This window comes from Streptomyces sp. NPDC004732, assembly GCF_040609235.1.
Taxonomy (GTDB): Bacteria; Actinomycetota; Actinomycetes; order Streptomycetales; family Streptomycetaceae; genus Streptomyces.
This window is the reverse complement of sequence record NZ_JBEXJR010000004.1, coordinates 202,220-228,764: the sequence shown is the minus strand read 5'-3', so window position 1 is coordinate 228,764 and position 26,545 is coordinate 202,220. Positions and strand designations below refer to the sequence as shown.

At 69.3% G+C, this 26,545-nt stretch carries 22 protein-coding genes and 1 pseudogene; 10 read left to right on the top strand and 13 right to left on the bottom strand.

Annotated features, from left to right (window positions below; genetic code table 11):
* Positions 1-11: 11 nt before the first annotated feature.
* Complete coding sequence (locus ABZV77_RS13305) at positions 12-434, bottom strand: MarR family transcriptional regulator (protein ID WP_356254793.1); 423 nt, start codon at positions 432-434, stop codon at positions 12-14.
* Between the two features lie 216 nt (positions 435-650).
* On the opposite strand from ABZV77_RS13305, the gene eno reads away from it, so the two are divergent.
* Both eno and ABZV77_RS13295 read left to right on the top strand, forming a co-directional pair.
* Positions 651-1,967, top strand: coding sequence for a phosphopyruvate hydratase (gene eno, locus ABZV77_RS13300; RefSeq protein WP_356254791.1), 1,317 nt, complete (start codon positions 651-653; stop codon positions 1,965-1,967).
* Between the two features lie 12 nt (positions 1,968-1,979).
* A pseudogene (locus ABZV77_RS13295) lies at positions 1,980-2,081 on the top strand (metallophosphoesterase); the annotation flags it as partial.
* Between the two features lie 19 nt (positions 2,082-2,100).
* On the opposite strand, the gene ABZV77_RS13290 reads toward ABZV77_RS13295, so the two are convergent.
* Positions 2,101-2,655, bottom strand: coding sequence for a GNAT family N-acetyltransferase (locus ABZV77_RS13290; RefSeq protein WP_356254789.1), 555 nt, complete (start codon positions 2,653-2,655; stop codon positions 2,101-2,103).
* A 326-nt stretch (positions 2,656-2,981) separates the two neighbouring features.
* Positions 2,982-3,587 (bottom strand): SigE family RNA polymerase sigma factor, encoded by a 606-nt coding sequence (locus ABZV77_RS13285; RefSeq protein WP_356254787.1) that lies wholly within the window; start codon positions 3,585-3,587, stop codon positions 2,982-2,984.
* A 239-nt stretch (positions 3,588-3,826) separates the two neighbouring features.
* Here ABZV77_RS13285 and ABZV77_RS13280 point away from each other — a divergent pair, with 239 nt between their 5' ends.
* Together ABZV77_RS13280 and ABZV77_RS13275 are read left to right on the top strand one after the other, a co-directional pair.
* A complete protein-coding gene (locus ABZV77_RS13280) occupies positions 3,827-4,762 on the top strand; it encodes an alpha/beta fold hydrolase (RefSeq protein ID WP_356254785.1) in 936 nt (311 codons plus the stop codon).
* A 97-nt stretch (positions 4,763-4,859) separates the two neighbouring features.
* Complete coding sequence (locus ABZV77_RS13275) at positions 4,860-6,137, top strand: alpha/beta hydrolase (protein WP_356254782.1); 1,278 nt, start codon at positions 4,860-4,862, stop codon at positions 6,135-6,137.
* A 46-nt stretch (positions 6,138-6,183) separates the two neighbouring features.
* On the opposite strand, the gene ABZV77_RS13270 is transcribed toward ABZV77_RS13275, so the two are convergent.
* The 3 genes from ABZV77_RS13270 to ABZV77_RS13260 all read right to left on the bottom strand — a co-directional run bounded on the left by ABZV77_RS13270 (position 6,184) and on the right by ABZV77_RS13260 (position 8,768).
* The gene (locus tag ABZV77_RS13270) at positions 6,184-6,996 is read right to left on the bottom strand and encodes an SAM-dependent methyltransferase (protein WP_356254779.1); all 813 of its coding nucleotides are present in this window, start codon (positions 6,994-6,996) and stop codon (positions 6,184-6,186) included.
* A gap of 148 nt (positions 6,997-7,144) precedes the next feature.
* A complete protein-coding gene (locus ABZV77_RS13265; RefSeq protein ID WP_356254776.1) occupies positions 7,145-8,023 on the bottom strand; it encodes a class I SAM-dependent methyltransferase in 879 nt (292 codons plus the stop codon).
* Positions 8,024-8,168: 145 nt separating this feature from the next.
* Positions 8,169-8,768: an XRE family transcriptional regulator gene (locus ABZV77_RS13260; RefSeq protein ID WP_356254773.1), complete on the bottom strand. Its 600-nt coding sequence runs from the start codon at positions 8,766-8,768 to the stop codon at positions 8,169-8,171.
* Positions 8,769-8,989: 221 nt separating this feature from the next.
* On the opposite strand from ABZV77_RS13260, the gene ABZV77_RS13255 reads away from it, so the two are divergent.
* Positions 8,990-10,435: an MFS transporter gene (locus tag ABZV77_RS13255; protein ID WP_356256018.1), complete on the top strand. Its 1,446-nt coding sequence runs from the start codon at positions 8,990-8,992 to the stop codon at positions 10,433-10,435.
* An 81-nt stretch (positions 10,436-10,516) separates the two neighbouring features.
* Here the strand turns inward: ABZV77_RS13255 and ABZV77_RS13250 are convergent, their stop codons facing one another.
* The gene (locus ABZV77_RS13250; protein WP_356254770.1) at positions 10,517-11,482 is read right to left on the bottom strand and encodes a winged helix-turn-helix domain-containing protein; all 966 of its coding nucleotides are present in this window, start codon (positions 11,480-11,482) and stop codon (positions 10,517-10,519) included.
* Between the two features lie 389 nt (positions 11,483-11,871).
* Here ABZV77_RS13250 and ABZV77_RS13245 point away from each other — a divergent pair, with 389 nt between their 5' ends.
* Positions 11,872-12,306: a peptidase inhibitor family I36 protein gene (locus ABZV77_RS13245; RefSeq protein WP_356254767.1), complete on the top strand. Its 435-nt coding sequence runs from the start codon at positions 11,872-11,874 to the stop codon at positions 12,304-12,306.
* Between the two features lie 32 nt (positions 12,307-12,338).
* Positions 12,339-13,253 carry a hypothetical protein gene (locus tag ABZV77_RS13240; RefSeq protein WP_356254765.1) on the top strand — a complete coding sequence of 305 codons (915 nt, stop codon included), beginning with the start codon at positions 12,339-12,341 and terminating at the stop codon, positions 13,251-13,253.
* 136 nt (positions 13,254-13,389) lie between these two features.
* Here ABZV77_RS13240 and ABZV77_RS13235 read toward each other — a convergent pair whose 3' ends face one another.
* The 3 genes from ABZV77_RS13235 to ABZV77_RS13225 all read right to left on the bottom strand — a co-directional run bounded on the left by ABZV77_RS13235 (position 13,390) and on the right by ABZV77_RS13225 (position 17,720).
* The gene (locus ABZV77_RS13235; protein ID WP_356254762.1) at positions 13,390-13,959 is read right to left on the bottom strand and encodes a hypothetical protein; all 570 of its coding nucleotides are present in this window, start codon (positions 13,957-13,959) and stop codon (positions 13,390-13,392) included.
* A 100-nt stretch (positions 13,960-14,059) separates the two neighbouring features.
* Entirely contained in the window at positions 14,060-16,699 is a 2,640-nt protein-coding gene (locus ABZV77_RS13230) for a serine/threonine-protein kinase (RefSeq protein ID WP_356254760.1), read from the bottom strand.
* Positions 16,700-16,886: 187 nt separating this feature from the next.
* On the bottom strand, positions 16,887-17,720 hold the full coding sequence (locus ABZV77_RS13225) for a PIG-L family deacetylase (RefSeq protein WP_356254757.1): 834 nt from the start codon (positions 17,718-17,720) through the stop codon (positions 16,887-16,889).
* Positions 17,721-17,946: 226 nt separating this feature from the next.
* Between ABZV77_RS13225 and ABZV77_RS13220 the strand changes: the two genes are divergently transcribed.
* Positions 17,947-18,408, top strand: coding sequence for a GNAT family N-acetyltransferase (locus ABZV77_RS13220; protein ID WP_356254754.1), 462 nt, complete (start codon positions 17,947-17,949; stop codon positions 18,406-18,408).
* A gap of 8 nt (positions 18,409-18,416) precedes the next feature.
* Here ABZV77_RS13220 and ABZV77_RS13215 read toward each other — a convergent pair whose 3' ends face one another.
* Together ABZV77_RS13215 and ABZV77_RS13210 are read right to left on the bottom strand one after the other, a co-directional pair.
* Positions 18,417-21,449 carry an FAD-linked oxidase C-terminal domain-containing protein gene (locus tag ABZV77_RS13215; RefSeq protein WP_356254751.1) on the bottom strand — a complete coding sequence of 1,011 codons (3,033 nt, stop codon included), beginning with the start codon at positions 21,447-21,449 and terminating at the stop codon, positions 18,417-18,419.
* 52 nt (positions 21,450-21,501) lie between these two features.
* The gene (locus ABZV77_RS13210) at positions 21,502-22,668 is read right to left on the bottom strand and encodes an aminotransferase class V-fold PLP-dependent enzyme (protein WP_356254748.1); all 1,167 of its coding nucleotides are present in this window, start codon (positions 22,666-22,668) and stop codon (positions 21,502-21,504) included.
* A 96-nt stretch (positions 22,669-22,764) separates the two neighbouring features.
* Here ABZV77_RS13210 and ABZV77_RS13205 point away from each other — a divergent pair, with 96 nt between their 5' ends.
* Both ABZV77_RS13205 and ABZV77_RS13200 read left to right on the top strand, forming a co-directional pair.
* The gene (locus ABZV77_RS13205) at positions 22,765-23,547 is read left to right on the top strand and encodes an IclR family transcriptional regulator (protein ID WP_356254745.1); all 783 of its coding nucleotides are present in this window, start codon (positions 22,765-22,767) and stop codon (positions 23,545-23,547) included.
* 247 nt (positions 23,548-23,794) lie between these two features.
* A complete protein-coding gene (locus ABZV77_RS13200) occupies positions 23,795-25,177 on the top strand; it encodes an SLC13 family permease (protein WP_356254742.1) in 1,383 nt (460 codons plus the stop codon).
* Between the two features lie 54 nt (positions 25,178-25,231).
* On the opposite strand, the gene ABZV77_RS13195 is transcribed toward ABZV77_RS13200, so the two are convergent.
* Positions 25,232-26,545, bottom strand: coding sequence for a hypothetical protein (locus ABZV77_RS13195; protein WP_356254739.1), 1,314 nt, complete (start codon positions 26,543-26,545; stop codon positions 25,232-25,234).

Sequence of the window (26,545 nt, the reverse complement as noted above, 5' to 3'; positions counted from 1 at the left end):
GTCAAGCCCCTTCAGCGAGCGGCTAGCCGCTCAAGGAGGGCGGCGCTGCGCGCCAGCAACGCCTGCTCCTCATCGGTGAGTTCGTCCTCGATGGCCTGCGCGAGCCAGCCGACCCTGCGGCCGCGCTCCGCTTCCAGCGCGGCGCGCCCGTCATCAGACAGCTCGACCAACGACTTGCGGCCGTCGGTGGGATGCGCCCGGCGCGTGATCAGGTTCTGCTCCATGAGCAGCCCCACCGCACGGGCCATCGACTGGGGGCGTACGCGCTGATCGGCGGCGAGGTCGCTGGTGGTCATGGCGCCGTCGCGGTCGAGCGCACCGAGCACGGCGACCTGCCCCAGCGGAATGCTGTCCTCGTGCTTGACGCGTCGAGTGAGCTTGCCCATCGCGGTGCGCAGTTCAGCGGCGATGACGGCGGCTTCCGAGGTGGGCATAGGGCACTTTACCCCGCTGACCAGCAAAGCCACGTACCTGCACGGCACGACGCCCCGCACGACGTCCCTGCGCAACGCACCACTGCACAGCAATGCTGCGCAGCAACACTGCACAGCCAAACTGATCAGCATTGCTGTAGGGTTTGCTGCTGTCGGGGCCAGCGCCAGCGTTGTCGCAGCCGGGGCCGCGGCATACGACAAAGGGAAGGACCTCCCATGTCCGCAAAGGCAGTCGACCCCGTCGAGGCCACCGCCACCACCATCGAGACCGTCACCGCCCGCCGGATCATCGACAGCCGGGGCAACCCCACGGTCGAGGTCGATGTCGTCCTGGCGGACGGATCCCTGGGCCGCGCGGCGGTCCCCTCCGGCGCATCCACCGGCGCCCGGGAGGCCGTGGAACTGCGCGACGGAGATGCCGCACGCTGGCACGGCAAGGGCGTCGACCGCGCGGTGGCCCACGTCAACGGGGAGATCACGGCGTCCGTACGCGGCCGGGACGCGACGGACCAGGCGGGGCTCGACGCCGCACTGGTCGACCTCGACGGCACCGCCACGAAGTCCCGGCTCGGCGCCAACGCGATCCTGGGTGTCTCCCTCGCCACCGCCAAGGCCGCCGCGGCCGCCCACCGTCGGCCCCTCTACCGGTACCTCGGCGGCGCCGACGCCCACCTCCTGCCGCTGCCGATGATGAACATCGTCAACGGCGGCGCCCACGCCGACAATCCGCTGGACTTCCAGGAGTTCATGATCGTGCCCGTGGGTGCGGACACCTTCGCCGAAGCGGTCCGCATGGGCAGCGAGGTCTTCCACACCCTGCGGCGCGACCTGCTGGCCGCCGGGCACTCCACGGGCGTCGGCGACGAGGGCGGCTTCGCGCCCGCGCTGCGCACCGCCGAGGAGGCGCTCGACTTCGTGATGACCGCCATCGAGCGCACCGGCTACCGCCCCGGCGCCGACATCGGCCTGGTCATGGACCCTGCCTCGTCGGAGTTCTTCCGCGACGGGGTGTACGACTACGCGGGCGAGGGAGTGCGCCGCACGCCCTCCGAGAACGCCGACTACCTGACCAAGCTCATCGACGCCTACCCCATCGTCTCCATCGAGGACCCGATGGCGGAGAACGACCTGGACGGCTGGCGCGAGCTCACCACCCGCGTCGGCGACCGCTGCCAGCTCACCGGCGACGACGTGTTCTGCACCAACGAGACGCTGCTGCGCGAGGGCATCCGCACGGGCGTCGGCAACTCGGTCCTGGTCAAGGTCAACCAGATCGGCACCCTGACCGAGGCACTGACCGCGGTGGCCACGGCCCACGACGCGGGCTGGACGGCCGTCATGTCGCACCGCTCGGGCGAGACGGAGGACACCACGATCGCGGACCTGGCGGTGGCGACGGGCTGCGGCCAGATCAAGACCGGCTCACTCTCCCGCTCCGACCGCACGGCAAAGTACAACCAACTGATCCGCATCGAGGAGGAGTTGGGCGACTCGGCGCGGTACGCGGGCCGCTCCGCGCTGCGCCGGGCGTGAGCGGCGGGCGGCCACCTGCCGTCCGTCCGCCTCGCCCACGGCCGACTCGTCGTCAAGCCCGGCAGCGTCGGCATGCCCTACGGGCGCACCGGAGCCCACTGGGCGCTCCTGGGGCACGAGCGCAGGCTCGAGCTCAGACTCGATCGGACGGCGCGGTCGAGGACCACACGCCGAACCACTGCTCGGCGCCGTACTCCTCGAACCGTTCCACCTCGGCGAACCCCAGCTTCGCCGCGAGCCGCATCGAGCGGTCGTTGGCGGTCTGGGTGCAGAGCACCACCGGCTCACCGGGAAGCACGTCGGCGAACCAGTCGAGTGCCGCCGAGCACGCCTCGACGGCATACCCACGTCCCCATGCGTTCGGCAGGAACATGTAGCCGAGCTCGGCCTCTTCGACATCCGGGCGGAGGTGCCCCGGACGCTCCGCGGCGCGCCGGTCGAGCATGACCGTGCCGATCAGCGCGCCGTCGAGCTCGATCACGAAGACGCCGGGCCGGCGCCCGGGCACCTCCGGCACCGCGCCTTCCAGCTCATCACGCGGTCGAGGCCCACCGAGATACGTACGCACCTCCGGCGATGCGAACAGCTCGATGAACGCCGCACGGTCCCCGGCCTGGGACTCGCGGAGCACGAGCCGTTCGGTCCTCATCGGGGCGGGCGGCCAGGCGACGGATCCGAGTTCGGGCATGGCGGGAAACCTAGCGCTCTACGGAGTGACCGGTCCAGGCACCTCTTCAGATGGGGAAGGGGCGGGTGAAGGCGACGACGTACTGCTGCTCGGGCTGGCAGGCGGTGGAGTGTCGACGGGGGCCGATGGGGCGTCCTGCGAGAGGAGCCGCGGCAGCATGAGGAGGAGGACTGTCACTGCTGCGGCCAGAAGGACTACCGCAGCCTTGCGCAGTCGGGGGTGGATGTCCGTGCGCGCGCGGGCCGATGGTGCGAAGTCCGGGCGGAGGGCGGTGACTTGGTCGGCCCGGGCATTCAGTGTGGCACGAAGGCGGTCCTCGATGGCTGTCATGGCGTCTCCTTCAGTCTTCTGGCCAGCGCCGTGAGTGCCCGGCTCGCGGTGGACTTCACTGCACCCCGGGACAGGCCCAAGGTCGCTGCGATGTCGGCTTCGGACATGTTCGACCAGTACCTGAGGACGAGGACCTCCCGCTGGCGCACGGTGAGCAGCCTCAGCGCTCGTAGCACTTCCTGGTGTTCTTCCTTGAGGAGGACCTCGTCCTCCGGTGGTGGTGCGGGGAGGATGCGCGGGGGGATGTAGGCGCGCACGGTGCGTCTCCGGCGCAGCACGTCCCTGGAGGCATTGACCACGCTGCGCCGTATGTAGGCCTCGGGGTCGGCGATATTGTCGAGCGATTCGCCGTGACGTCGGTACAGGGCTGCGAAGGCTTCCTGGACGACGTCCTCGGCCGTGGGGATGTCGTCGACGAGGAGGACGGCCAGGCGCACGAGGTCGAGCCTGCGGTGGCGGTACAGCCTGTCGACTTCTTCCGACGCCGTGCCGGACAGCTGGCCCTTGAGGTCCGATCTGTTGCGGTCCTGGAAGAGGCGGGCCAGCAGCAATCGCCACCAGCTGCGCGGGAAGGCACCTTCACAGGCGGAAACGGCAGCCATCAGCGCCTTTCCCCCACGGGCTGGATGCTGCCGCGGATGGTTTCCCAGCGGGTCATTTCTGGCATATGCGTCAACCTGTTGCGTTGATCGAGCGGTTCAGGGCTTTCAAGGGGTGTCCTCTACTAGGGAGGACGTGTGGGGTCCCGGCAGGTTGCAGTCGCTTCCGCTTCAACAGCCGCTTCCGGAACATTGATCGTCGCGGCCTGCAACCTCGGGTAGGGCCGCACGTCTGTCAAGGCGTGAAGACTGTGCTGAAAGTCAGAGTTGCCGCTGCCGCCGCGCTGGTGTGTCTGGGCCTGGTGTCGGGTTGTGCGAGCCCGGCCGACGAGTCCGGGCACGACTCGAAAGCGGGAGCCGCGACGTCCACCGCGCCGGTGCCCTCCGGGGCACGAGGGACGCGGGAGGCGGTAAGCAGCGCTCCCGCGGCGCCGCCGGATCATGAGCCGGTCTCGTACGAGCCGAGCTGGCCCGACACCACGGTGCGCACCGCACGGGGGCACCGCGTCAATACGTGCGTGCCCAAGGACCTGAGGAACAAAGCGACCACGCTGACGACCAGCGACAAGGTGCACCTGTCGGCGCTGGTCCTGGGGGACGGGCCCGACGGTGTTCTTCTGGATCACGAGCAGGGCTACAGCATCTGCTCGTTCGTGGACATCGGGCGACAGCTGGCCAAACGCGGCTACCACGTGATGATTCCCGAGTACCGCAATCACGGTGCGTCCGAGGAAGTGGCCGAGAACGAGCACATCGACCGGGATGCCCGTGCCGGACTGGCGGAGCTGCGGCGTGTCGGCGCGAAGAGGGTGTTTCTGGCGGGGGCGTCGTGCGGGGGCACGACGGCGTCGGTCGCCGGGGTCGATACGCCCTTGCGGGTGGTGGGCCTGTTGATGATGTCCTCGCCTGCCCGGTGCGGCGGCGTGGACGGTGTGGCGGCGGTCAAGAAGCTGAGCGTTCCCACGCTTCTCGTGGTGTCGCCCGGTGACATGCAAGGCAACGCGGAGAAGCAGGTCCGTGAGGTCTACGCGGCCTCCGTTGCCCGCAAGAAGAAACTGGTCATCCAGAAGGGCGAATGGCACGGAACGAGCATGATCAAGCGGGCGGGTGCGTCAGGGGCCGCGTTGCAGGACCGGGTCATCAAGTTCGTGGTGGATTCCTACGCTGCCGCCCACTGAGGACGCCCCTTCCCCCTCCCGGGGCAACGGCCACGAGCGCGACCGAACGCTTCGGGCCAGCCCTGCACTTACCGAACTCACCAAGGGAGACATGATGATGAAGCGACACAGACGCACGAGGACTTCGGCTCGTCTGCTGGGCCTGTCGGCGGCGGTTCTGTCCGCCGCAGCAGCAGCCTTCACGTATACGGCCGCAACCGGTGCCGCGGCACCGAACGAGGCGACGGGACAGAGCGCGGCGCCTTCGTCCGGGGCCACCAGGACGGTCCGCTACGACCTGGGCGACAAGGCCTGGCACCTGCCGCAGACGGGCCAACCGGGCGAGCTGGCCGGGGTGGTGCACTACCCCGCCGACCTGGGCACGGGGCGGCATCCACTGATCGTGATGCTGCATGGCTTGCACGACACCTGCGCCGACCGGAAGGCGGAAGCGGCGCGCACCGCCGCCGAAGCCAGTGGGGACGATGCCGCGTACGAAGCTGCCAACGCGAAGCTCTCCGCCTGGCCGTGTGCGCCGGGAACGCGCGCCCTGCCGAGCGAGCGCGGATACGACTACCTGGGCCGCAAGCTGGCCGCTCGGGGGTTCGTCGTGGTCTCGGCCGGAGCCAACGGCATCAACGCCTCCTCCGTGATGGGGGATGACAATGCTGCCGCGCGGGCGGATCTCATCAACCGGCATCTGCGCATGTGGCAGAAGCTCAGCTCCAAGGGCAGGGGTGAGCTCGCAGGGAAGTTCACCGACCCGGCGACCGGAGCGGCGCGACGCGTCGGCTTCGCCCACCACGTGGACATGGGCAACGTGGGGATCATGGGGCACTCCAGGGCAGGGGCCGGGGTCACCTGGCAGGCGGCTGACAAGCATCGGGGGAAGTGGCCCAAGGGCGTCGACGTCAAGGCGGTGGCGGCGTTGGCGCCTGCCTACAACGTGATGACGGAGGACATGGCCAACTACACGATCACCAAGACCCCCTTCGCCGCCTTCCGGGGAACGTGCGACGGACAGGTCGGCGGTGAGGCACTGTCGTTCGCGGCCGACGCGGCCAAGGGGAATCGGAGCGGCTTCCACCAGTTCGCGATCCACGGGGCGAACCACAACTACTTCAACACGCAGTGGTCGCCTCAGAGCCGTCAGGTCGCGGCCTTCGACGACGCCACGCCGGTGAAGAAGCACCCCGGGCAGTGCACCGACCGTGAGGGATCGACGCCGGTCAGGCAGCTGACCGAGCCGCAGCAGCGCCATGTCGCCGACACGTACCTCGGTGCCTTCTTCCGCCGCTACCTCCTCGGCGACACCGGGCAGGACCGGATACTGACGGGGGCGCGGCATCCCGACGCGGCCATCACGGATGTGGACGTCACCACCGCCGCTCACTGAACGGCAGCCGAGGAGAAGCCGCGACTGCTCCGTAGGCAGCGTCCCGTCAGGGCTTCACCGCTACTGCGCCGAACTGGGGAGTCACGTCCGCGGATTCCGTCTCGACGCGCCATTGCGAGCACGACACCAGTCCGGGCGGGAGGAGGTCCATCCCCTCGAAGAACGCACTGATCTCCGCACGGCTTCGGGCAGTGATCGGTGGCGTGGCGTTCTCGTTCCAGAACTTCATGGCCTCGACGTTGCCCTCACCCCCGAGGTCGGTGTCGGTGGTCGGGTGCGTCACCGCGAGATAGCTGCCCGAGGGGACCGAGGCCATGACCTCGCGCACGATTTCCTGGGCCCGTTCCGTATCGAGGATGAAGTTGAGGATGCCCAGCATCATGACGCCAACGGGCCGCTCGAAGTCGAGAGTTGCCGAGGCGCCCGCTATGACGCGGTCGGGGTGGTGGATGTCGGCATCGATGTAGTCGGTGGCTCCCTGAGGGGTGCCGACCAGCAGGCTGCGGGCGTGGACCAGCACGATGGGGTCGTTGTCCACGTAGACGATCCGGGAGTCGGGCGCGATCCGCTGGGCGATTTCGTGGGTGTTGTCCAGGGTCGGCAATCCGGTGCCGATGTCCAGGAATTGGCGCACTCCGCAGTCGGCGGCCAGGAACCGGACCGTGCGGCCCAGGAAACCGCGGTCTGCGCGGGCCACGTCCCGGATCACCGGGAACATCGTGGAGACCTGGTCACCGACCTGCTGGTCGACCTCGTAGTGGTCCTTTCCGCCGATCCAGTAGTTCCACACCCGTGCATTGTGCGCGAGCCGGGTGTTCAGTCTGCCGGACACATCTGACGGGTGCTGTCTCGCACTCACGTCTTCCCCTTTCCACGCGCCCACACGATGTCCTGGTACGCAGTCACCGTGGCGACAGCGGACCGTGCTGCCATTGTGGTGGTCCTGGATCACGGTGTCCGGGAATCCGGCTGACCCGCGCGAGAGCCCGGCGGGGTGGCTCATGACGTCAGGTGCGGCGGGCGGCCCAGACGGTGCGCTCGGTGCGTACCGTCAGATCGTCGCGGCGCAGGATGCTGTGGGAGCTGCTGGTGTCGAGGAGCCGGTCGAGCGCGGCGAGATCGTCGGGGGCGAGCGTGTCGGCGACGGCGGTGCGGATCCGCTGCAGGACGCTCAGGGCGTAGCGGCCGATCGTTTCAGTGCGGGCGTCTTCGGTGTGGGTGCCTTCAGTACGAGCGCCTTCGATGTTGACGGCGATGATGCGTTCGCCCTCGACCGTGAAGCCCGCGGCGGTCAGCAGCGGGCTCCAGTCGGCGCCGCGGTGGGGCATGTGTTCGACCTGGAGGCGGTCGACCTCCGCGTGGATCCGCTCTTCCAGACCGGGCCGGTCCTCGGGGGCGTTCTCGGGGAGGAAGCGGGGGTGTCCTGCCAGTTCGACGACGGCGAAGAGGCCGCCGGGCGCGAGCAAGTCGTGGACGGCGCGCAGTGCGCGGTCGGGGTGGGCCATGTGGTGCATCGACGCCGACGCCCAGACCAGGTCCGGTGAGCCGAGGTCGGGCCAAGCAGCCTCGTCGAGGTCGGCCTGCACCGTGCGTACGCGCTCCTGGAGGCCGCGGGAGCAGGCCTTGGCGCGCAGGCGCCGCAGGTGTTCGGCGGACGCATCGACGGCGGTGACGTGTGCGTCGGGAAAGCGGTCGAGGAGAGCGAACGTGCCCGTGCCCGTGCCGCAGCCCAGGTCCACGATGTGGCGCGGTGCGGTCTGCAGCGGCAGCCACGCGGTGATCGAGGCGATGTGCTCGGCGAGTACTTCGGCATCCAGGTCGAGGATCTCCGCCTGGTCGTCGGATGCGGATGCGTGAGGGTGGGTGTGGGGGTGAGTGTGGTTCATGCTCGTCACGTTACGAGGGGTTTGCGTCTGCGGCGCGAAGCGTCCCCGTTTACGCAAGATGATGGTCGGGAGCGCTGCCCGACGCGCAAGAAGGCACCACCGGGGAGGCCGTCATGCGGCCCGGCGCCGTCAGTCGGCAGCGCCGTCAGCCGGGAGCGCCTTGGGCTTCGCCGTCACCGTCTCGCTGGTGGCCGCGGCGCGCGTCGCGGTCGAAGATGCCCAGGACCTCGCAGGGTGCGCCTTCGGCGCCGATCGCGTGCGGCATCATCGTGGGGAATTCGGCGGCCTGGTTGGTCTCCAGGCGGAAGCGGCGGTGGCCGAGCATGAGGATCGCCGTGCCGGACAGGACGACGAGCCATTCGCGGCCCGGGTGGGCTCGCATGCGCGCCGGGTTCTCCGGCGGCGGTTCGGTCATGCGCTGGCGCACCACGCTCATCCCGGGGTCGGCCTTGACCGTCCAGCGCAGTCGGCCGTGGGCGCCGTCGACCGTCGGGCTGGTCACGACGTCGTCGGTGGCGGTCTCCACGAGTTGATCCAGCGTGGTGTCCAGGGCGCGGGCGAGGGTGACCAGCTGGTCCAGTGCGAGACGGCGCTGGCCGTTCTCGATGCGGCTCAGTGAGGACTGACTGAGGTGGGCGCGGGAGGCCAGCTCCTCCAGCGACCATCCCTGCGCGACCCGCAAGGCGCGGATGCGTTTGCGTACGAGGCTGTCCAGATCTCCATCGTCTTGCCTCATGGGCAACATCGTATGCCTTTGCAGCAAGGGCGGCTTAGCGTCGCATGCATGCAGCTGGTCCGCCCTTCTTTGGAGAGAAGCCCATGAGTACCAACGAGCCCGCACAGGCCGTACACCCGGCCCAGGCCGCCCAAGCCTCAGAGACCGCACAGGCCGCCCAAGCCCCCACCGAAGACGTCCCCGACCCCCGTCAGCTGCGCACCATCCTCATCACCGTCTCCATCGCCCTGATGGCGGTCATCGCCTCGGTGACCGGGCTGAACGTCGCCCAGACCCACATGGCCGTGGAATTCGACGCCTCCCAGAGCACGGTGCTGTGGATCATCAACATCTACACCCTTGCCCTCGCCGCCCTGCTGCTGCCGCTCGGCGCCATCGGTGACCGGCTGGGCCGCAGGCCCATGCTCGTCGCCGGGCTGAGTGTCTTCGGCGTCGCCACCGTCGTCGCGGGCCTGGCCCCCACGGCAGAGGTGATGCTCGCCGCCCGCGCGGCCAGCGGCATCGGTGCCGCCATGATCATGCCGATCACGCTGGCCGTCATCACCTCCACCTTCCCCGAGGAGCAGCGCGGCAAGGCGATCGGCGTGTGGACCGGCGTCGCCGGAGGCGGCGGCATTCTGGGCATGTTCCTCGCCGCGCTCCTCGTCGATGTCGCCGACTGGCGCTGGCTGTTCGCCCTGCCGGTGGTCCTGGTCCTCGTGGCCCTGGCCATGACGTTGAGGGCTGTTCCCGACTCCCGCGAGGCCTCGGGCCACCGATTCGACACCGTCGGCGCCCTGGTCTCCACCGTCGCCGTGGTCGGCCTCATATTCGTCCTGCAGGAAGGCCCCGAACGCGGCTGGACCGCCCCCGGGACGCTGATCGGCCTCGCCGTCGGCCTCATCGCCGCCCTCGGCTTCGTGGCGTGGGAGCTGCACCGCCGCGACGCCTCGCTGCTGGACGTACGGCTGTTCCGGGAGCGCGGGCTGGCGGGCGGTTCGATCACGCTGCTGGTCGTCTTCGGCGTCCAGGCGGGCATCGGCGTGGTCCTCTTCCCGTTCTTCCAGGCCGTACTCGGCTGGTCGGGCCTGCTGTCCACCGTCGCGATGATGCCCATGGCCGTCGCCATGATGATGGCTTCCGGCCTGGCCCCCAAGCTGGCCGCAGCTGTCGGCGCCCGCTCGACCATGGTGGTGGGCGTCGCGCTGGCCGGTGTCGGCATGGCGCTCATGGCCCTGTTCGTCTCCGTCGGCGGCGGCTACCTGTCGGTCCTGCCCGGCCTGCTCGCCATGGGCGTCGGCATGGGCCTGTCGATGACCCCGTCCACGGAGGCCATCACCTCCTCGCTGCCGCGTGCGATGCAGGGTGTCGCTTCCGCCCTGAACGACGTCACTCGCGAGTTCGGGACCGCACTCGGCGTCGCCCTGCTCGGCGCGCTCGTGTCCAACGGCTACCGCGGCGCCATCGACGACAGGCTGCACGGCATCCCCCAGGAAGCCGCGGACACCGCCCGGGAAGGCGTCGCCAATGCCGTCGAGGTGGCGGGCAGCACCGGGACGCACGCACCGGACCTGCTCCACGCGGCCCAGCAGTCCTTCGTCGAGGGCTGGCAGCAGGCCATGTGGGCGGGCGCCGCCATCATGGGCGTCCTGTCCGTCTGCATCGCCCTGCGCGGCCCCAAGAACACACGCTCATAGGCGCGGTTATCCCTCGGGCCGCCCGACGGGGCCCAAAGGAGGGCCCATCCCGGTCGACCGCGCACGGCCGGGCAGCAAGCATCATCTCAACCCGGAGGTGCCTGCTCCCCGCAGCAGTTCCAGGCCGAGCGGTGTGCAGGAGTGCCAGACGGCCTTGCCGTCGCGCTGGGTGACGATGAGGCGGGCGTCCCGGAGGGTCTTGGTGTGCTCGGAGGCGGAGGACTTGCTGATGCCCAGCTCCTTGGCGATGTCCGACGTACTGTGTGCACGCGGGAGAAGGTCCAGGATCGCTGCCCGCGTCCGGCCCAGCAGGACTCCCAGGGGATCGGCAGGGACCTCTTCCAGCAACGGGAGCGCGGTGACGCCCGGGTAGATCAGGATGCTGGGCGCGTCGTCGTACAGAGCCACCATCGGCCTGGGCCACAGGACGGACGGCAGAAGCACCACCCCGTGGCCCGCCAGGGCGACCTCGGCGTCATCGGGTCGGGGTAAGACGAGCGTCGTTCCTTCCCATCTGGCGCCGACCGCGAGTCCGGCCAGTGTCGTACGGATGCCATCTCTGGCCAGAAGCCGTGTACGCCAGGCGCGTTCAGCCTGAAACCCGGCCTCGATACGGCTCCAGGACTCGTTGACCAGCGCTGAGTGGGCCGTACGTAGTGCGTGTTCGAGGGTCTGCCAGGCCTCCCGCTCCTGAGCGGCGAGATCCTTGATCCACGGGGTGACCGGCCGGTGCGTGGGGCACACCCGGCCGAGTTCGGCCCGCACACGGGCGGGGGGTGTCGCCCGGATTCGGTCGAGCCCCTCCTCGAGCCCTCTGCTGAGCGGATCGAGGAACATCGGGCCCCGCGCCGTGGGAGGCACGAGACCGAACAGGGCGGTCGCCTCCCGGGGGAAGGCCGCCCGTGTCTTCCGCTGCCAGCGCGCGAACTGCGCGACCGTCCCGTGCTGGAGCAACGCCACGGCGAAGCCCAGTTCCATCAGCGGCGCGGGATCGGCCGCGAACGTCACTTGCAGCAGGTCTTCGGCAGTGAAGTGCAGCCGCAGCAAGCGTCCTCCCCCCCCCCATTGGTCAAACGGCCCGTGCGACTTTCAACTGCTGTGCCTGCCAGGACAGTTCGGCTACAGCCGAAACCATCGCAGCCTCCGGCTTGGAGTGGCGAGCATGGAGCGCACGAACACGACCGATGTTCTCGGTGGCCCCGTCATGTCAAAAGGGGCTGCCCAGCCAGATTGCGGGCACGAAAGAGCCGATCCGCCGGGCTCGTCGCTCAGGTCTCCGCGCGCACCACGGACTCACACGACCCTGCCCTCGACAACACCACCCGTTCCAGAACGTGGTGCACCTCGTAGGGCTCGCTTGGGCGCGTTTGCGCGACGGCGGAGCCGGCCGCACGAGAACCCCACCCCAAGCCTCCACAAAAGAAGAGAGGACAGCCATGCGAAAGACACTGGCCGCAGCCGCAGGATCCACGCTGTTGGTGCTCGGTGGTCTCACCGCAGCGCCCGCCACAGCGAACTCCGACGAAAACACGGAGGCGCTCATCACCTGTGCGGCCGGAGATACGTGCTTCTGGGTGAACAGCAACTACGGCGGGGCCCGGGGCCGCGTCTCGGGCGACAACCCCAACTTCAGGAGCTTCTCGCAGAGTCAGTGCCACGGCGGCACCTGGAACGACTGCATCAGCTCCATCGCCAACCGCGGCAGGGAGTGCACTGTCTACTACTGGACGGACGCCAGTTACAACGGCCGGTATCACAGCCTCGGCAGGAACGACCAGGTTCCTGACTTCGGGGCGGCGCCGCCCGTCGGATACAACGACCCGGCGTTCAACGACACGATCAGCTCCAACCACTGGTGCACGCCGCGGTGATGAGGCGACCCCCAAGGGTGCCGTGGCTCACCATGGCCGCCCTTGCCGCGGTGTCCGGCTGCGCCTCGGCGCAGCCGGACACCGCGGCAACACCGCTGCCGAAGCCGCCCGCGTTCAGCGGGCGGTTGAGCCCTGAGGCGCTCGACATGGTGACTCGGTCGGGGACTTGGCCGCGAGCCCAGCAGACCCTGGATACGGCGGTCAACGCGCTTGTCCATCGATGCATGAAGGACAAGGGCTTTACCTACCCCGCAACACGGGCCGCGCTGCCCACGTCGCTCGACGACACCACCGCAGTCGTTGACCTCCCCGGCCGCAGGAGGCACGGCTACGCCATCGCCACCACGCCCCGGCAGTCGGGACCGCCACCGGCCCCGTATTACACCGACCTGTCACCGGACCGGAAGCGCAACTTCGACCTGGCCTTCTCCGGCCCTGCGGATTCCGGCGACGACGTCTCGACGGGCACCGGGACCGTACGTGTACAGCGGCAGGGCTGCGACGCCGAGGCCCGCCGCGATCTGACCGGTGACGTCACGGTGTGGGCCCGCATGTACTACACGCCTGAAGCCCTCAACGGCCGCCTCGACGCCAAGGTGCCCAAAGCCCGGGAGTACACGGCCGCAATGTCTGCCTGGCAGGCGTGCATGCTGGAACGCGGGTATGCGTACAGAACTCCGGAGAAGGCGCGAGATTCACTGACCCGGCGCTTCCTGGAGAACAAACACCGAAAGGGGGAGTGGAAGGAAGAATTCCGTAAGCGCGAGAAAAGGGTCGCCGTTGCCGACGGAGAATGCGCCATCGAGGCCGATGTCCCCGGAGCAGCTGTGCGGGTGCGACAGGCACTCATCGCCACTCTTCCAAAGAAGGACCGAGCAGCCTTGGCCGAGCTGGCGAGCTACCAGAGCGAAGCGGTGAAACGGGCGGAGGCGACCCTCGGCCGGTGACTCGAACTCGCGGTGGCGGGGCCTATGGCGCGGTCGAAGGGCGGGGATCTGCCCGAGTCCGGAGTGGCAGTGGAATACTTTGTTTCGGGGCGGCCCATATGAGGACCTGGGCTGCCGCACGCGTGCTCCCACGTGCTCAGTTCGGCCGCTCGTATTCGTCGACCGTCCCGTCTCCGTTGTCGTCGTACATGTAGTCGTATGCATCGCCGTAGTTGTGCCGGTAGCGCATACACGTGCCCTCGGCGCGCAGTTCGGGCTCGCCGTCGTAGTAGTCGAGGTGGAGGGTGACCCGGATGCCGTCATCGAGGGTGGTGGCGATGCCGTTGTCGACCTTCTCGACGGTGCGGCCGTCCTTGCGCCAGGTGGCTCGGAGGGATGTCAGCGCCGCGCGGTAGTCGTCGTCGGCGGCGAAGTCCAGGTCCCAGGTGAGGATGGGCTCGTCCCGGCTGACGCCGGTGTCGTCGAAGCCGAAGTCGTCCACACACGAGGAACTGCCCTGCCGGGAGGCGTACGGCGCCTTGGCCGGTGCCGGGGACAGCGCGCGGTAGGTATCCTCACCGGCCCGGGCGGTGGCCCGGACATGGTCACGGAACTCCTCGGTGCTGTGCACGGGCCCGCCTTGAATCGCCTCGCACGCCTTGGCCGTCAGCCCGAGGAGAGCCACCAGGGCGACACCGAGCACGGGGACCACGATCTTCGACTTCATGCCGTCGATCAAAGCCGCCGGGCGGAATGCGGGGCAGCGCTCTGCTACTCAGCCGGTCTGAGCAGTAGCACCCAGACCAGGTGGTCCGCCGACCACACCTTCACCCGCCCTCACGACCGCGCCGCTGCCATGCCGGTGCCTCCTGTGCTTCCGGTGTGGAGGCCAGGGCTCGCAGGAAGTCGCCGGGTACCTGGTAGCGGTCCGCCGGGTCGTGGGCCAGGCAGGTGCCGATGACCTCGCGCATGGCTGTGGAGACGGGCAGGTCGGTGACGTACACGGGATCGTGGAAGATGGAAAAGGCCACGTCCAGGGCGTTGGTGCCGGTGCGGAGCCGCTGCCCCGTGACGCACTCGTGGAGGACCGTGCCCAGGGAATACAGGTCCGACCTGATGTCCGCAGCGAGTGCGGAGCGGATCTGCTCGGGTGCCATGTAGAACACCGTGCCCACGACGTCCCCGGACTGCGTCCTGCGGTCGTACGGGGCCTGGGGGTGAGCGAGGCCGAGGTCGATGATCACCGGGCCGCGGGTCGGGTGGGCGATGATGTTGGACGGCTTGAGGTCGATACGGGAGATGCCCATGGAGTGCAGATGGTCCAGTGCTTCACCGACCCCGCGCGCAACCCCGGCGACATCCGCCAGGGACAGGTGCCCTCTCTCCAGCAACTGGCTGAGCGACTGTCCCTCGATCAATTCCATGATGAGTGCCGGTTCCGGAGACTCGATGGCCTCGAAGGACCGTACGACGTTGGGATGGCGCACGCGGGGACCGATCTCGCATTCCCGCCGGAAGCGCAGCACGGCGGCCTCGTCGTCGGCCAACCAGGCGTGCAGCAGCTTGATCGCCACGGCTCCCCCGGTGCGCAGGTCACGACCGCGATAGACCGCGCCCATGCCTCCGGCCCCGATCATCCGCTGCACCTCGTACCGATCGTTGAGCCGGGTGACCGGAGGGAGGGAGGGTTGGGGGTCCGCGGGGCGGGCGGACTGCTGCGGCACCATGACGGCCTCGCCGTTCGGCCGCGCGCGCAGGAGCACGGTGGTCGGGGCACTCCATCCGCTCGGCGACACAGGCGGCGAAAGGCCCAGATCGGCTCTCTCGTCCTCATTGTGGAGAGCCAGTCCGGCGATCTTCCGGGAGTAGGTGTCGGTGAGGCGGTAGTACGTGATCGCAGCGTCCGCCGCGTTTCCGTACAGGGTGGCATCCGCCCGGCCGGGCTCACTCACCACCTCGAGGACACCGCCCCGTACGAGATCGCGCAGCAGCCGCTCCGCCGTGGGTCCGTCCACCTTCAACAGCGGGTCGAGTTGACCATCCGCAGTGATGTCCTGGGTCGCGAAGACGCGGCCGCGGCTGCGTAATGCCCAGTCCGCCACGTGATAGGCGCCCAGCCGCCACCGGTCTTCGTTGATGGGCACGGGAGACAGCGGATTCGTCGTGTCGGAGGAGATGGTGTCCGAGAGGAGCGCATTCAAGTGGTCGTAGAACTGGACCCGTTGCCAGTCCCGCTCACCGATGTGCAGCCAGGGAAGTCCTGTGTCGTCCCACGTCACCAGGGAGTTGAACTCCTGCAGCAGCCGCCTCGGGACACCGCGCGACTTGAAGTTCAAGTGGGCTATCAAGGTGGCGAGTTGGGGCGGTTCACTTTCGGGGACGTTCAAGTGGATGGTGGGGGCCGGGGCCAGGCCCACGGCTCGGGTCGGCTCCGGCGTGAACCCGAGTTCCGTCCTCCCCCGTTCGGACAGTTCCCGCACCAGCCGCTTCGGCGCCGCCCATAGGCAGGGCACATACATACGCCAGGCAAACACGCTCTCGTACAGACCATTGCCCCGGTCCACGTCCGTCAGCGCCCGGTCGTGCAGGTCGGGCCCCGCGACCAGGATGAAGTGGGCTCCACGCGTGGTGAGCACGTTCTTGAGCGAACCGAGCAGCCGCTCCAGGTCCGCGATCGCTTCCTCGTCGTTGTCGGTCAGCTTGTCGACCTCGTCGAGCACGATGACCGGATGGACCCTCAACCGCGGGCGACTGCGGAACAGGCGCCCCCGGGTGGGCCGGGGGCGGTGGCCGCAGAGCAGCTGGACGATGCGCATGAGGTCGTGCTCGACGTCCGTCTCCGAGTAGGCCAGGAACGCGGCCTCGGTCGTACGTGTCCGTGTGCGTCGGCCGGTCAGGCCCAGCGTGGGGGCGGCCGACGCGAGAGGCCCCTGAGGAGCCACGCCGAGGGTGGCGCCGCGCTCGCTGCCCTCGGACTGCGTCTGGGTGAAGGACAGCGAGGTTCGGGTGTAGGCCAGGAGCAGTGATTCCTGTACGTCGGGCGGCAGTTGTCCGAAGAGCCCTTCGTCATCCAGCGCCTCGAAGATTCGGCGCACGATGGCGAAGAGCAGCTGGTCAGGATCCATCCTGCGGGCGACGCTCAGATGCACGGCGAGCAGCGCGACACGCTCGCCGTCCTTGGCGGGACTGCCGGGACCGCCGGGACCGCCCTCACTACTACCCGTTCGAGACGCCGCCTGCGCCAGCGCGCGCATCACCAGTGTCGTCTTCCCGACGCCCCGGAATCCGGTGACCAAGAAGGTGCCGCCGTGCGAGTACATCAAGCGCTCGTGCAGCGCCGCGACGAGTTCCTCGTTCCCGAGCACCGGTATGGAGGTGTCGCCGACCGGCAGCGGCTCATGGATGAACCGGAAGTCCCGGGTCAGCGGCACACGCAGCACGGCGTCCCCCTTCGCCTCGTGATCCACGTTCCCTGCCCCCTGGATCACCGTACGAATCTAGCCGGTGAACGTCACTGCGCAGGATCGAATCCGCAGCACGGGATGAGACGCCGGGAGGAAACCACCCCTCACAGGAGCAGGGCATCACCGCGTCGACGACGGCTGAGGCCGCACGCTCGGGGGCACCGCCCGGCTCCCGCTCGGGTGGGACGGATCAGCGCAGTCCGGCGAAGAGATCGCTCTCGGGTACGGGCGCGCCCGTGGTGTCCTGGACACGCACGAAGGTCTCCATGCCCATCAGCTCGCCGAACCGCTCCTTGCCCATCTTGAGGAAGAAGATGTTCTCGCCCTGGCTGGCGTGCGCGGCCAGCGAGTCGAACTTCTGGCCGCTGAACGCGGTGGTGTCCACCCACGTGGTGATCTCGTCGTCGGGGAGGCCGATCTCGGCCATGGCGGCGGTCTCGGCAGGGTCCGGCTCCGGCATGTCCTCGTGGAATTCGCGCATGATCTGCCCGAACCGCTCCATCATCGAGCGGGGCATCGTCGTCCAGTAGACCTTGGGCGTCAGCCCCGTCATCTCCAGCGCCGCCATCGTGATGCGGTTGGCCTGGATGTGGTCCGGGTGGCCGTAGAAGCCGTTCTCGTCATAGGTGACGACCACGTCCGGCTGGTAGTGCCGCATGAGCTCCGCGAGTCGGGCGGCGCCTTCCTCCACGGGGGTCTGCCAGAAGGAACCGGGGGCGTCGTTGCTCGGCCAGCCCATCATCCCGGAGTCGGCATAGTCCAACATCTCCAGGTCGCTGATCTTCAGGACCTCGCAGCTCGCCTTCAGTTCCTGACGGCGCATCGAGGCGACGGCCGCGGGGTCGTGACCGGGGTCTTCGGGCTTGACACCCCCCGGCCCGTCACCGCAACCGCCGTCGGTACACGTCACGAGAACCGTGCGAATGCCTTCCGCCGCATATTGGGCGAGGATCCCTCCGGTTCCGGTGGCCTCGTCGTCGGGGTGGGCGTGCACTGCCATGAGCGTCAAAGGCCGGTCAGCCATGAAAAGTCCTCCTGTGGACAATGAGTGAACAAACGTTCGATATGAGTACGCGGCGGGGGCACCGCGGTCCCGAGGGCCCGCGCCGGTCCCCCGGTCGATGAACAGTGCTGGCAGGATCGGTTGTTCCCGCTCGTCCCCAAAGCTTTCTCCTCGAAATATCGCCTTGTCGTTCAGCCGCCCCTGCGCGGATCATGGCGTGACGGCGAAGGCTCTGTGGAGGTCATGGGTGACAATCTCAATCCGACCGGCTCGGCCCGGGGAAGCAAGCCTCCTGTCCGATCTGGCGCTGCGCTCCAAGGGGCACTGGGGGTACGACGCCGAGTTCCTTGAGTCGTGCCGCGACGAACTCACACTCAGAGACGCGGAACTTGCCGGGCGCCGAACGGCGGTGGCCGAGCGGGACGGCAGAGTCGTGGGCTTCGCGACGTTGGAGGGTGCGCCGCCGCAGGGCGTGCTGGGCATGATGTTCGTCGACCCATGTGCCATCGGGGAGGGCATCGGCCGTCTGTTGTTCACTCATGCCGTCGAGACGGCTGAGGCGCTGGGGTTCACCCAGTTCACCATTGACGCGGACCCGAACGCTGAGCCCTTCTACGAAGCCATGGGGGGCGTCACCATAAGCCGCGTTCCCTCCGGGTCGATTCCTGGCCGAACCCTCACCCAGTACCTACGCAGGATTCCAGGCTGACGAAACGCTCACCCCACCCCCTCCACCACCTCCCACAACAACTCCACCGGATGCCAAGCGTTCCGCTCGGTCCCGTGAAAGATCTGCTGGCGGCAGGAGACACCGGTGGCGACCACGACCGTGTCGGCGGACTCCGCCTCGATCGCGGGGAACAGGCGGTCCTCACCCACCGTCATCGACACCTCGTAATGCTCGGACTCGAAGCCGAAGGAACCCGCCATCCCGCAGCACCCGGCGTCGAGTTCGGACACCGTCACGCCCGGGATGCGGTTGAGGAGCGCGACGGTCGCGGCCGTGCCCACCTCTGCCTTCTGGTGACAGTGACCGTGGTAGAGCAGCTTGCGCCCGGCCAGCCATGAGTCGGCGCGGAGTCGCAGCCGCCCCTCGTCGATGGCCTCCACGAGGAGCTCCTCGACCTGGCGCACCCTCCTGGCGATGTCCTTGACTGCGGTGTCGTCCGGCAGCAGCAACCGGTGTTCGTCCCGCAGCGTCATCAGGCACGAGGGTTCGCAGCCCACGATCGGCGAGCCGGACTCCGTCGACTGCCGCAAGGCGTGGGCGAGTTGGCGCGCCTTGTTCTTCGCGTCGTCGACCAGGCCCTTGGAGAGGCTGGACCTGCCGCAGCAGCCGCCGCTCTCCAGGCGCACCTGCCACCCCGCCCGTTCCAGGAGCTGGATGGCCGCGCGGCCGATGCCGGGCTCGGTGAACGTGGTGAAGGAGTCGGCGAGGTACGTGACCGTGCCCTGGGTGACCGGGTGCGGGGCGGGCGTCCGGCGCCGACGCTTGTGCCAGCGCAGCAGGTTGCGGCGCGCGAACACCGGAAGCGGGCGCTGGGGAGCGATGCCGACGACGCGGTCCAGGAGCCGACGTACCGGTGCGATGCGGCCCAGGAGGTTGGACAGCGGTGCCGTCGCCGATCCCAGGCGGTTCAGGAGTCGGATCGCTCCGAACAGGCGGGTGCGCAGCGGCACTCCGTGGGTGTCGTGGTAGTGCGAGAGGGTCTCGCTCTTGAGGGTGGCCATGTCGACGCCGAGCGGGCACTCGCTCTTGCATGCCTTGCACATCAGACACAGGTCGAGGATCTCGTGCAGCCGCTCGTCCCCGAGCGCGGACTTCGGGTCGGGCTCGGAGAGGGCCTTGACCAGGGCCCCCGCCCGTCCGCGGGTGGAGTCCTCCTCCTTGCGGGTGGCCATGTACGAGGGGCACATGGCGCCGCTGCCCGACTTGCGGCACAGGCCGATGTTCATGCACCGGTCGGCCGCCGCGCGCATGCCACCACCAGCACCCGCGCCAGCACCAGCACCACCGCCGATGACCTCGAAGGACAGCCGGGTGCGCAAGGGCTCGGCGGGCGGCAGGGCCGCGTCGCGGAGGTTCTCCGTCATCGGCGCCGCGTCCACGATCTTGCCCGGGTTGAGCACGCCGTCGGGGTCGAAGAGCCGCTTGACCTGGCGCATCGCCTCGTACAGCTGCTCGCCGAAGATCTCCCGGTTGAACTCGCTGCGGGCGAGTCCGTCGCCGTGCTCGCTGGAGTTCACCCCTCCGTACTCGGCAACCAGATCCTTGATCTCCTCCGCGACCGCCCGCATCCGGCCGATGTCGGCCGGGTCGGTGAGGTCGAGGTAGGGCCGGATGTGCAGACAGCCGACCGAACAGTGGCCGTAGAAGCCCGCCGTCATGTCGTGCCGGTCAAGGACGTCCTTGAACCTGCGGGTGTAGTCGGCGAGATGCACCGGGTCGACGGCGGTGTCCTCGACGAAGGCGAGCGGGCGCCGGGTGCCCTCACTGGCCGCCATGAGCAGCCCGAGCCCTGCCTTGCGGACCTTCAGCAGGGACGACTGCTGGGCCGGGGTGACCGCCTGGAGGGTGTGATAGCCGTGCCCGTGCCGGGCCCAGAGCTTCGTGAGGCGGCGCATCCGGTCCAGGAGTTCGCCCTCCTCGTCGCCGGTGAAGGACACGAAGAGCAGGGCTTCGGGCTTCCCTTCCAGGATGTCGCCGAGCGCCGCGTACTCGATCTTGTGCCGGGACAGCTCGAGGATCGTACGGTCCATCAGCTCCACGGCGGCGGGATCGCAGGCCAGCGCATCCTGCGTACCCGCGATGGCTCCCGCCACCGAGGCGAAGTGGCCGACGGCGATCACCGTGCGGCGGGGCTTGGGCACCAGGTCGACGAGGGCGCTCGTCGCGACGGCGAGGGTCCCCTCCGAGCCGACGACGAACTTGGCGAGGTCGAAGGCGGCGCCCTCGCGGGCCAGCCGGTCGAGGCGGTAGCCGCAGGCCCGCCGCCAGTGCTCCGGGAACCCCTCGGCGATGGCGGTGGCGTTGGCTCGCACGATCTCGGGCAGTTCCCTGTAGAGGGCGCCCTCCAGGGTCGGCTGTTCGGCGCGGTGGACGCGTTCGGCCTCGCCGACCTGGCCGAGGGGCACCCGGCTGGCGTCCGCGAGCACTACGTCGAGTTCGCGGACGTGGTCGATGGTCATGCCGTAACGCACCGACCCGCTGCCTGCCGAGTTGTTGCCGATCATCCCGCCGATGGTGGCGCGATTGCTGGTCGAGGTGTCCGGGCCGAACATCAGGCCCCACGGGTCCGCGGCGCGGTTGAGCTGGTCCTGTACGACGCCCGTCTCGACCAGAGCCGTACCGCTGCCCGGGTCGAGCTCCACGATGCGGTTCATGTGGCGGGAGAGATCGAGGACGAGGCCGGGGCCGACGGTCTGGCCCGCGAGGCTGGTCCCGGCCCCGCGTGGCACGACGGGCACCCCGTGTGCCGCCGCGGCCGCGACCGCCGCGGCGACATCGTCGGCGTGCCGGGGGAAGACCACGCCCATCGGCGTAATGGCGTACATGCTCGCGTCCCTGGCGAACAAATGCCGTGTGTACGCGTCGAATTGGACCTCTCCGTCGAGATCCCGGACCAGGTCCCGCCGGAGCCCACGGGCCTGCTCCTCGGACTCGGCGCTCGCCGACTCGGCGCTTTCATGCGCACGGCTGTCGTGCGTGGGGCTGTCGTGCGTGGGGCTGTCGCCCTCGGTGACGGTCATGTTCGGGGGCCTCCTCGGCGGGATGGGGAGTTCGGCGGGCGCGCGGCCGCCGTCACTCGGCGCGCAGGACGTCCAGGGCGGCGGTGAGACCGCCGGGGTCGATGCGTACGCCCGCCAGCTGCAGACCCATCTGCACCCCGGCGAGCGTGCCCGCGAGCGTCAGGTCGTTGAAGTGGCCGAGGTGGCCGATGCGGAAGATCCGTCCGGCGAGCCTGCCGAGGCCCGCGCCGAGGGACATGTCGAACCGTTCGAGGACGATCTCGCGTACCTTGTCGGCGTCCTGACCCTCGGGCATGAGCACCGCGGTCAGCGAGGACGAGTGCTCGCGGTCGTCGGCGCACAGCACCTCAAGTCCCCAGCTGCGTACGGCAGTCCGGGTGGCCGCCGCATGCCGGTCGTGCCGGGCGAAGACGGCGGGAAGGCCTTCCGCCCGGAGCATCCGCAGCGCTTCGGCGAGACCGTAGAGGAGGTTGGTGGCGGGGGTGTACGGGAAGAACCCGCGCCGGTTCGCTTCGATGATCGGCTGCCAGTCCCAGTAGGACTTGCGCAGCCGTGCCGTGCGGGAGGCGGCGAGGGCCGCCTCGCTCACCGCGTTGAAGCCGAGTCCCGGCGGGAGCATCAGCCCTTTCTGGGACCCGGCGACGGTGACATCCACGCCCCACTCGTCGTGCCGGTAGTCGATCGAACCCAGCGAGGAGATCGTGTCCACGAGCAACAGCGCGGGGTGGCCGGTCGCGTCCATCGCCTGCCTGATCTCGGGCACTCTGCTGGTCACGCCGGTCGACGTCTCGTTGTGCACCACGCAGACGGCCTTGATCGTACGAGCGGTGTCGGCTGCCAGGCGTTCGGCGACGGCCTCGGGGGACGCGCCGTGGCGCCAGTCGCCGGGCAGGAAGTCGACGTAGAGCCCGAGACTGGTCGCCATCTGCTGCCAGAGCGTGGCGAAGTGGCCGGTCTCCACGTGCAGCACCCGGTCCCCGGTGCTGAGCGTGTTGACCAGGGCCGCCTCCCAGGCGCCGGTGCCGGAGCCGGGGAAGATCACGACCGGGCCCGAGGTGCCGAAGACCGGCTTCAGCGAGGCGAGCAACTCCGTGGTGAGCGCGGCGAATTCGGGGCCGCGGTGGTCGATGGTCGGCGCCGCCATGGCGCGGAGCACCTGGTCGGGGACGTTGGTGGGGCCTGGTATCTGCAGGAAGTGCCGCCCGGGTCGAGAGGTCACAGTGGCCAACTCCCTTGAAATTCGTGCCACATAGTGGCACGGTGTGTCGTAAGGTGGCACGGGGAGCGTAGGGCCGACCCGGTGGGGAGTCAACGGATGCAGAGCGTTCTCAATGCACTTCGCGTACTGGAAGAGGTCGCCGCGCGGCAGCCGATCGGCGTCGCCGACCTGGCCAGAAGCCTTGAGCTGCCCAAGAGTTCGGCGCAGCGCGCCCTGCGCACACTGCACGAGGCGGGCTGGATCCGTCCGGCCGCCGGGGAGGTCACCCGCTGGGTCGTGACGACCAAGGCGTTGCAGGTCGGGCGCCGCGCCACGGGCGAGTTGAGCCTGCGCGACGTCGCCCTGCCGCTCATGGAGGAGCTGCGGCGGCGCATCGACGAGACGGTCCATCTGACCGTGCCGGACGGCGACAAGGTGGTGCTGATCGAGCGCCTGGAGACCTCCAAGCCGGTACGGATCATCCTGGCGCTCGGCACCCAACTGCCCATCCACGCTTCCGCGAACGGCAAGGCGGTCCTCGCGGCCAGCCCGCCGGAAGTGATCGGCCGTCACCTGGACTCGGGCCTCGAGGAGTTCACGGATTCGACCATCACCGACAAGGACCGGCTGCTCGCCGAGCTCGCGCGGATCAGGGAGCGAGGGTACGCCACCAACGGCGGCGAGTGGCGGGACGACGTGTCCGCGGTCGCGGCCGCCGTGCGGGACGAGTCGGGCACGCCGGTCGCCAGCATCAGCGTCAACATGCCGACGAGCCGGATGACGCCGGAGGCGAGCGCCACGTACGGAACCCTGGTGAGCGAGACGGCGCGACAGGTCAGCGCGGCCCTGGGACACGCTCTGGAACACACCCCGAGCACCACCCCGAGACCCGGGCTCTAGCAGCCTCCGCCCTCCGCAACGCATTCGGGCGCCCCCCTTGACGCCCCGGAAGCCCGCTCCAATACTCCCCATTGCGAAAGCACGATTCCGTCAGGCGGAATTCCCTATCCCCCTGGGCTCCTTCGGCCCATGGGCGGACGTCCGTGCGCGCCGCCATCCGCCGCGCACTCCCCCGCGCCACGCGCACCCTTCGTCATGTGCCACGGCGCTCCGCGAATGACCATCGGCCGACGGCAAGGGAGCCCTCGTGTCAGATCAAGTCATCTCCATCATCGCCCTGGTCCTTGTCTTCGCCGTCGCCACCTTCTCCGCCGTCCACCTGGGCGTCCTCGCGCTCGTGGCGGCATTCATCGTCGGCGCCACCGTGGCGGACGAGTCGACGGACGACCTGTTCTCCGGCTTCCCCGGCGACTTGTTCGTCGTCCTGGTAGGCGTCACACTCCTCTTCGCCATAGCGAAGAACAACGGCACGGTGGACTGGCTCGTCAACGCGGCCGTGAAGGCGGTCAGAGGCCGGATCGCCCTGATCCCCTGGGTCATGTTCCTCGTCACCGCCGGCCTCACCGCGGTCGGCGCGGTCACCCCGGCCGCGGTCGGCATAGTGGCCCCCATCGGCCTCGGCTTCGCCGCGGCGTACGGCATCAACCCCGTGCTCATGGGCCTGCTCATCGCCAACGGGGCCAGTGCGGGCGGCTTCTCGCCGATCGGCGTGTTCGGCAGCATCACCAACAACGTCGTCGAGCGGAACGACCTGCCCGGCAATCCGACCCTCCTGTTCACCGCCTCGTTCCTGTTCAACGTGGCGCTGTGCGTCATCGTCTTCTTCGCCTTCGGCGGCCGACAATTGCTCGGGCAACGCGCGGGGCACCACAAAGGCGGTGGCAACGGTTACGCCGAGGGCGCGCGCCCGGACGCCTCGGCGCCGCCCGACGGCCAACTCCTCAAGGCGGGCGCAGCGCCCCGCCGCACCCTCGCCGCCACCGGGGCCGCAACCGCGACCGCCGCACCCACGGCACAGGAAGTGCCCCTCAGGCTCGACGGCCCGCGCACGCTCACCCTCATCGGCCTGCTCAGCCTCGTCGCCGGAGCGCTCTTCTTCGACCTCGACGTCGGCCTGATGGCACTCACCATCACCGTCGTCCTGTCCCTGGTCTCCCCGAAATCGGTCACCGGTGCCGTGGACCGCTGCGCATGGTCCACCGTCCTGCTGGTCTGCGGCATCGTCACGTACGTGAGCCAGATGGAGCGCATGGGCACCATCGACTACCTCGGCAAGCAGGTCGCGTCCATCCACGCACCGCTCGTCGGCGCCCTCCTGATCTGCCTCATCGGCGCCCTGGTCTCCGCCTTCGCCTCGACCACCGGAATGCTCGGCGCGCTGATCCCGCTGGCCGTGCCGTTCCTGCTCGCGGGCGAGGTGGGAGCCGTCGGACTCATCACCGCACTGGCCATCTCCGCGTCGGTGGTGGACGCCTCCCCCTTCTCCACCAGCGGGGCACTCGTGACCGCCAACACCCCGGCGGAACAACGCGACTTCGTCTTCCGTCGCCTCATGGTCTGGGGGCTCGGCATCAGTCTGGTCGGCCCGCTCGTCACCTGGGGGCTGTTCGTCGTGCCGAGCTCGCTGTGAACAGGCGCGGGTAGGCACGACGACGGCCTGTGGGGCCCGTACCCCGTTACGGGGTCAGGTGTGGTGTCGTCGTCGGCGGAGCCACGGCAGGAAGCCTCGGCGCGGCTGCGGGGCACCGTTCGTAGCACCCGCGATGCCCGCACCGCCCGCATCACCCGCAATGCCCGCGGCCGGTTCAGCGGGGAGAGGTGCAGGTGCTGGGCTGGGCATAGGCGGCACGTGCGGAGAAGGCCGTTCCTCCTCTTCTTCTTTTTCGGCTGGGGAGTGCTGTTCTTGGGGCTCGTCGTCGGACGGCGGGGCGAGGGCGTCCGGTACTGGCGTCGGTGCTGGCTTAGGCACTGGCTCCGGCGCAGGATCGGGAAGCGCTGTTGTCGGGTGGGGAGGCTCAGGTTGGGGCGGCGCTTGGGGTGCCTCGGGGCGTGCCGTGCGCGGGGCCGGTTTCCGCCAGCGGTCCAGGGCCTGCTCCTGGGATTTCACTGGCGCGGGACAGCTCGGCGGAGTAGCGGTTCCGGCTTCGTCCTCCTGCCAGAACGCCAGCTGCCAGTGCGCGTCGGCCCATAGGCGCAGGGCGGGCGTGGAGCCGCGGGCGAAGATCTCCCATCCGCCGACTGCCAGCACGTGGGTGCCGACGGTCAGGGGTTCCATGAGGCTCGCGAAGCCGGAGCGGATCGTCACGTGGAACTGTCCGGCCTGGGACGGAACGTCAACGGCGAGCAGCGCGAAGGGACTGTAGTTGCTGTCCCGGCTGACGCTCTCGACCGTGCCCACGACGGCGATCGGGTGGGTGAGGACGGGGGTGGCCCGAAGGCGGGCGAAGAGCCGCGCGTAGGAGTCGTGCTGCGGGCCGTAACAGAAGTCCGCCCACGGAATGAGCCGGCCGTCGTGCGTTCGGACGCGGAACCGAGAGGCGATCTCCGGGTCGTGGTCGTGCAGTTGGAGGAATTGGGCGATCTTCGCCGCGGTGCCGACCGCGGGCGGCAGCAGGGGCCGGACCGTGGTGACCGGATGGCGCACGACGTCGTCCCTGCTGCCGACTTCGGCGTCGGGCCCGGGGGACGGCACTTCGTCCAGTCGGTGGGGCAGGTCGAGCCGCAGCACCCCGCTCGAATCCACGTCGGCCAGGCCGTGGGAACCATGGGCGATGTGTGCGGTGGTCGTGTCCGGGTTGAGCGGACACGTCTCGTCGTGCTCGGCCCCGAGGAGCCGGTACTGCGCCTGCACCGGATGGCCCTTGGGCGAGTGGGCTCGCACCGGTCCGAAGGGGGCCGTACATTTCCAGCAGATCAGGTCGCCGCCGAAGTCGTGGGGCGGTCCGATGTGACGCCGGAAGACATGGCGGTCCGTGTCCTTCTCGCGAGCGCGGTGCAC

Excerpts from the sequence above, each read along its gene's own strand:
- ABZV77_RS13235 (WP_356254762.1), bottom strand. The coding sequence starts at position 13,959 with ATGAAGTCGAAGATCGTGGTCCCCGTGCTCGGTGTCGCCCTGGTGGCT.
- ABZV77_RS13290 (WP_356254789.1), bottom strand. The coding sequence starts at position 2,655 with ATGCCCGAACTCGGATCCGTCGCCTGGCCGCCCGCCCCGATGAGGACC.
- ABZV77_RS13205 (WP_356254745.1), top strand. The coding sequence starts at position 22,765 with ATGCAGAGCGTTCTCAATGCACTTCGCGTACTGGAAGAGGTCGCCGCG.
- ABZV77_RS13260 (WP_356254773.1), bottom strand. The coding sequence starts at position 8,768 with ATGTTGCCCATGAGGCAAGACGATGGAGATCTGGACAGCCTCGTACGC.
- ABZV77_RS13265 (WP_356254776.1), bottom strand. The coding sequence starts at position 8,023 with ATGAACCACACTCACCCCCACACCCACCCTCACGCATCCGCATCCGAC.
- ABZV77_RS13255 (WP_356256018.1), top strand. The coding sequence starts at position 8,990 with ATGGCGGTCATCGCCTCGGTGACCGGGCTGAACGTCGCCCAGACCCAC.
- ABZV77_RS13240 (WP_356254765.1), top strand. The coding sequence starts at position 12,339 with ATGGCCGCCCTTGCCGCGGTGTCCGGCTGCGCCTCGGCGCAGCCGGAC.
- ABZV77_RS13215 (WP_356254751.1), bottom strand. The coding sequence starts at position 21,449 with ATGACCGTCACCGAGGGCGACAGCCCCACGCACGACAGCCCCACGCAC.
- ABZV77_RS13225 (WP_356254757.1), bottom strand. The coding sequence starts at position 17,720 with ATGGCTGACCGGCCTTTGACGCTCATGGCAGTGCACGCCCACCCCGAC.
- ABZV77_RS13285 (WP_356254787.1), bottom strand. The coding sequence starts at position 3,587 with ATGGCTGCCGTTTCCGCCTGTGAAGGTGCCTTCCCGCGCAGCTGGTGG.
- eno (WP_356254791.1), top strand. The coding sequence starts at position 651 with ATGTCCGCAAAGGCAGTCGACCCCGTCGAGGCCACCGCCACCACCATC.
- ABZV77_RS13245 (WP_356254767.1), top strand. The coding sequence starts at position 11,872 with ATGCGAAAGACACTGGCCGCAGCCGCAGGATCCACGCTGTTGGTGCTC.
- ABZV77_RS13305 (WP_356254793.1), bottom strand. The coding sequence starts at position 434 with ATGCCCACCTCGGAAGCCGCCGTCATCGCCGCTGAACTGCGCACCGCG.
- ABZV77_RS13275 (WP_356254782.1), top strand. The coding sequence starts at position 4,860 with ATGAAGCGACACAGACGCACGAGGACTTCGGCTCGTCTGCTGGGCCTG.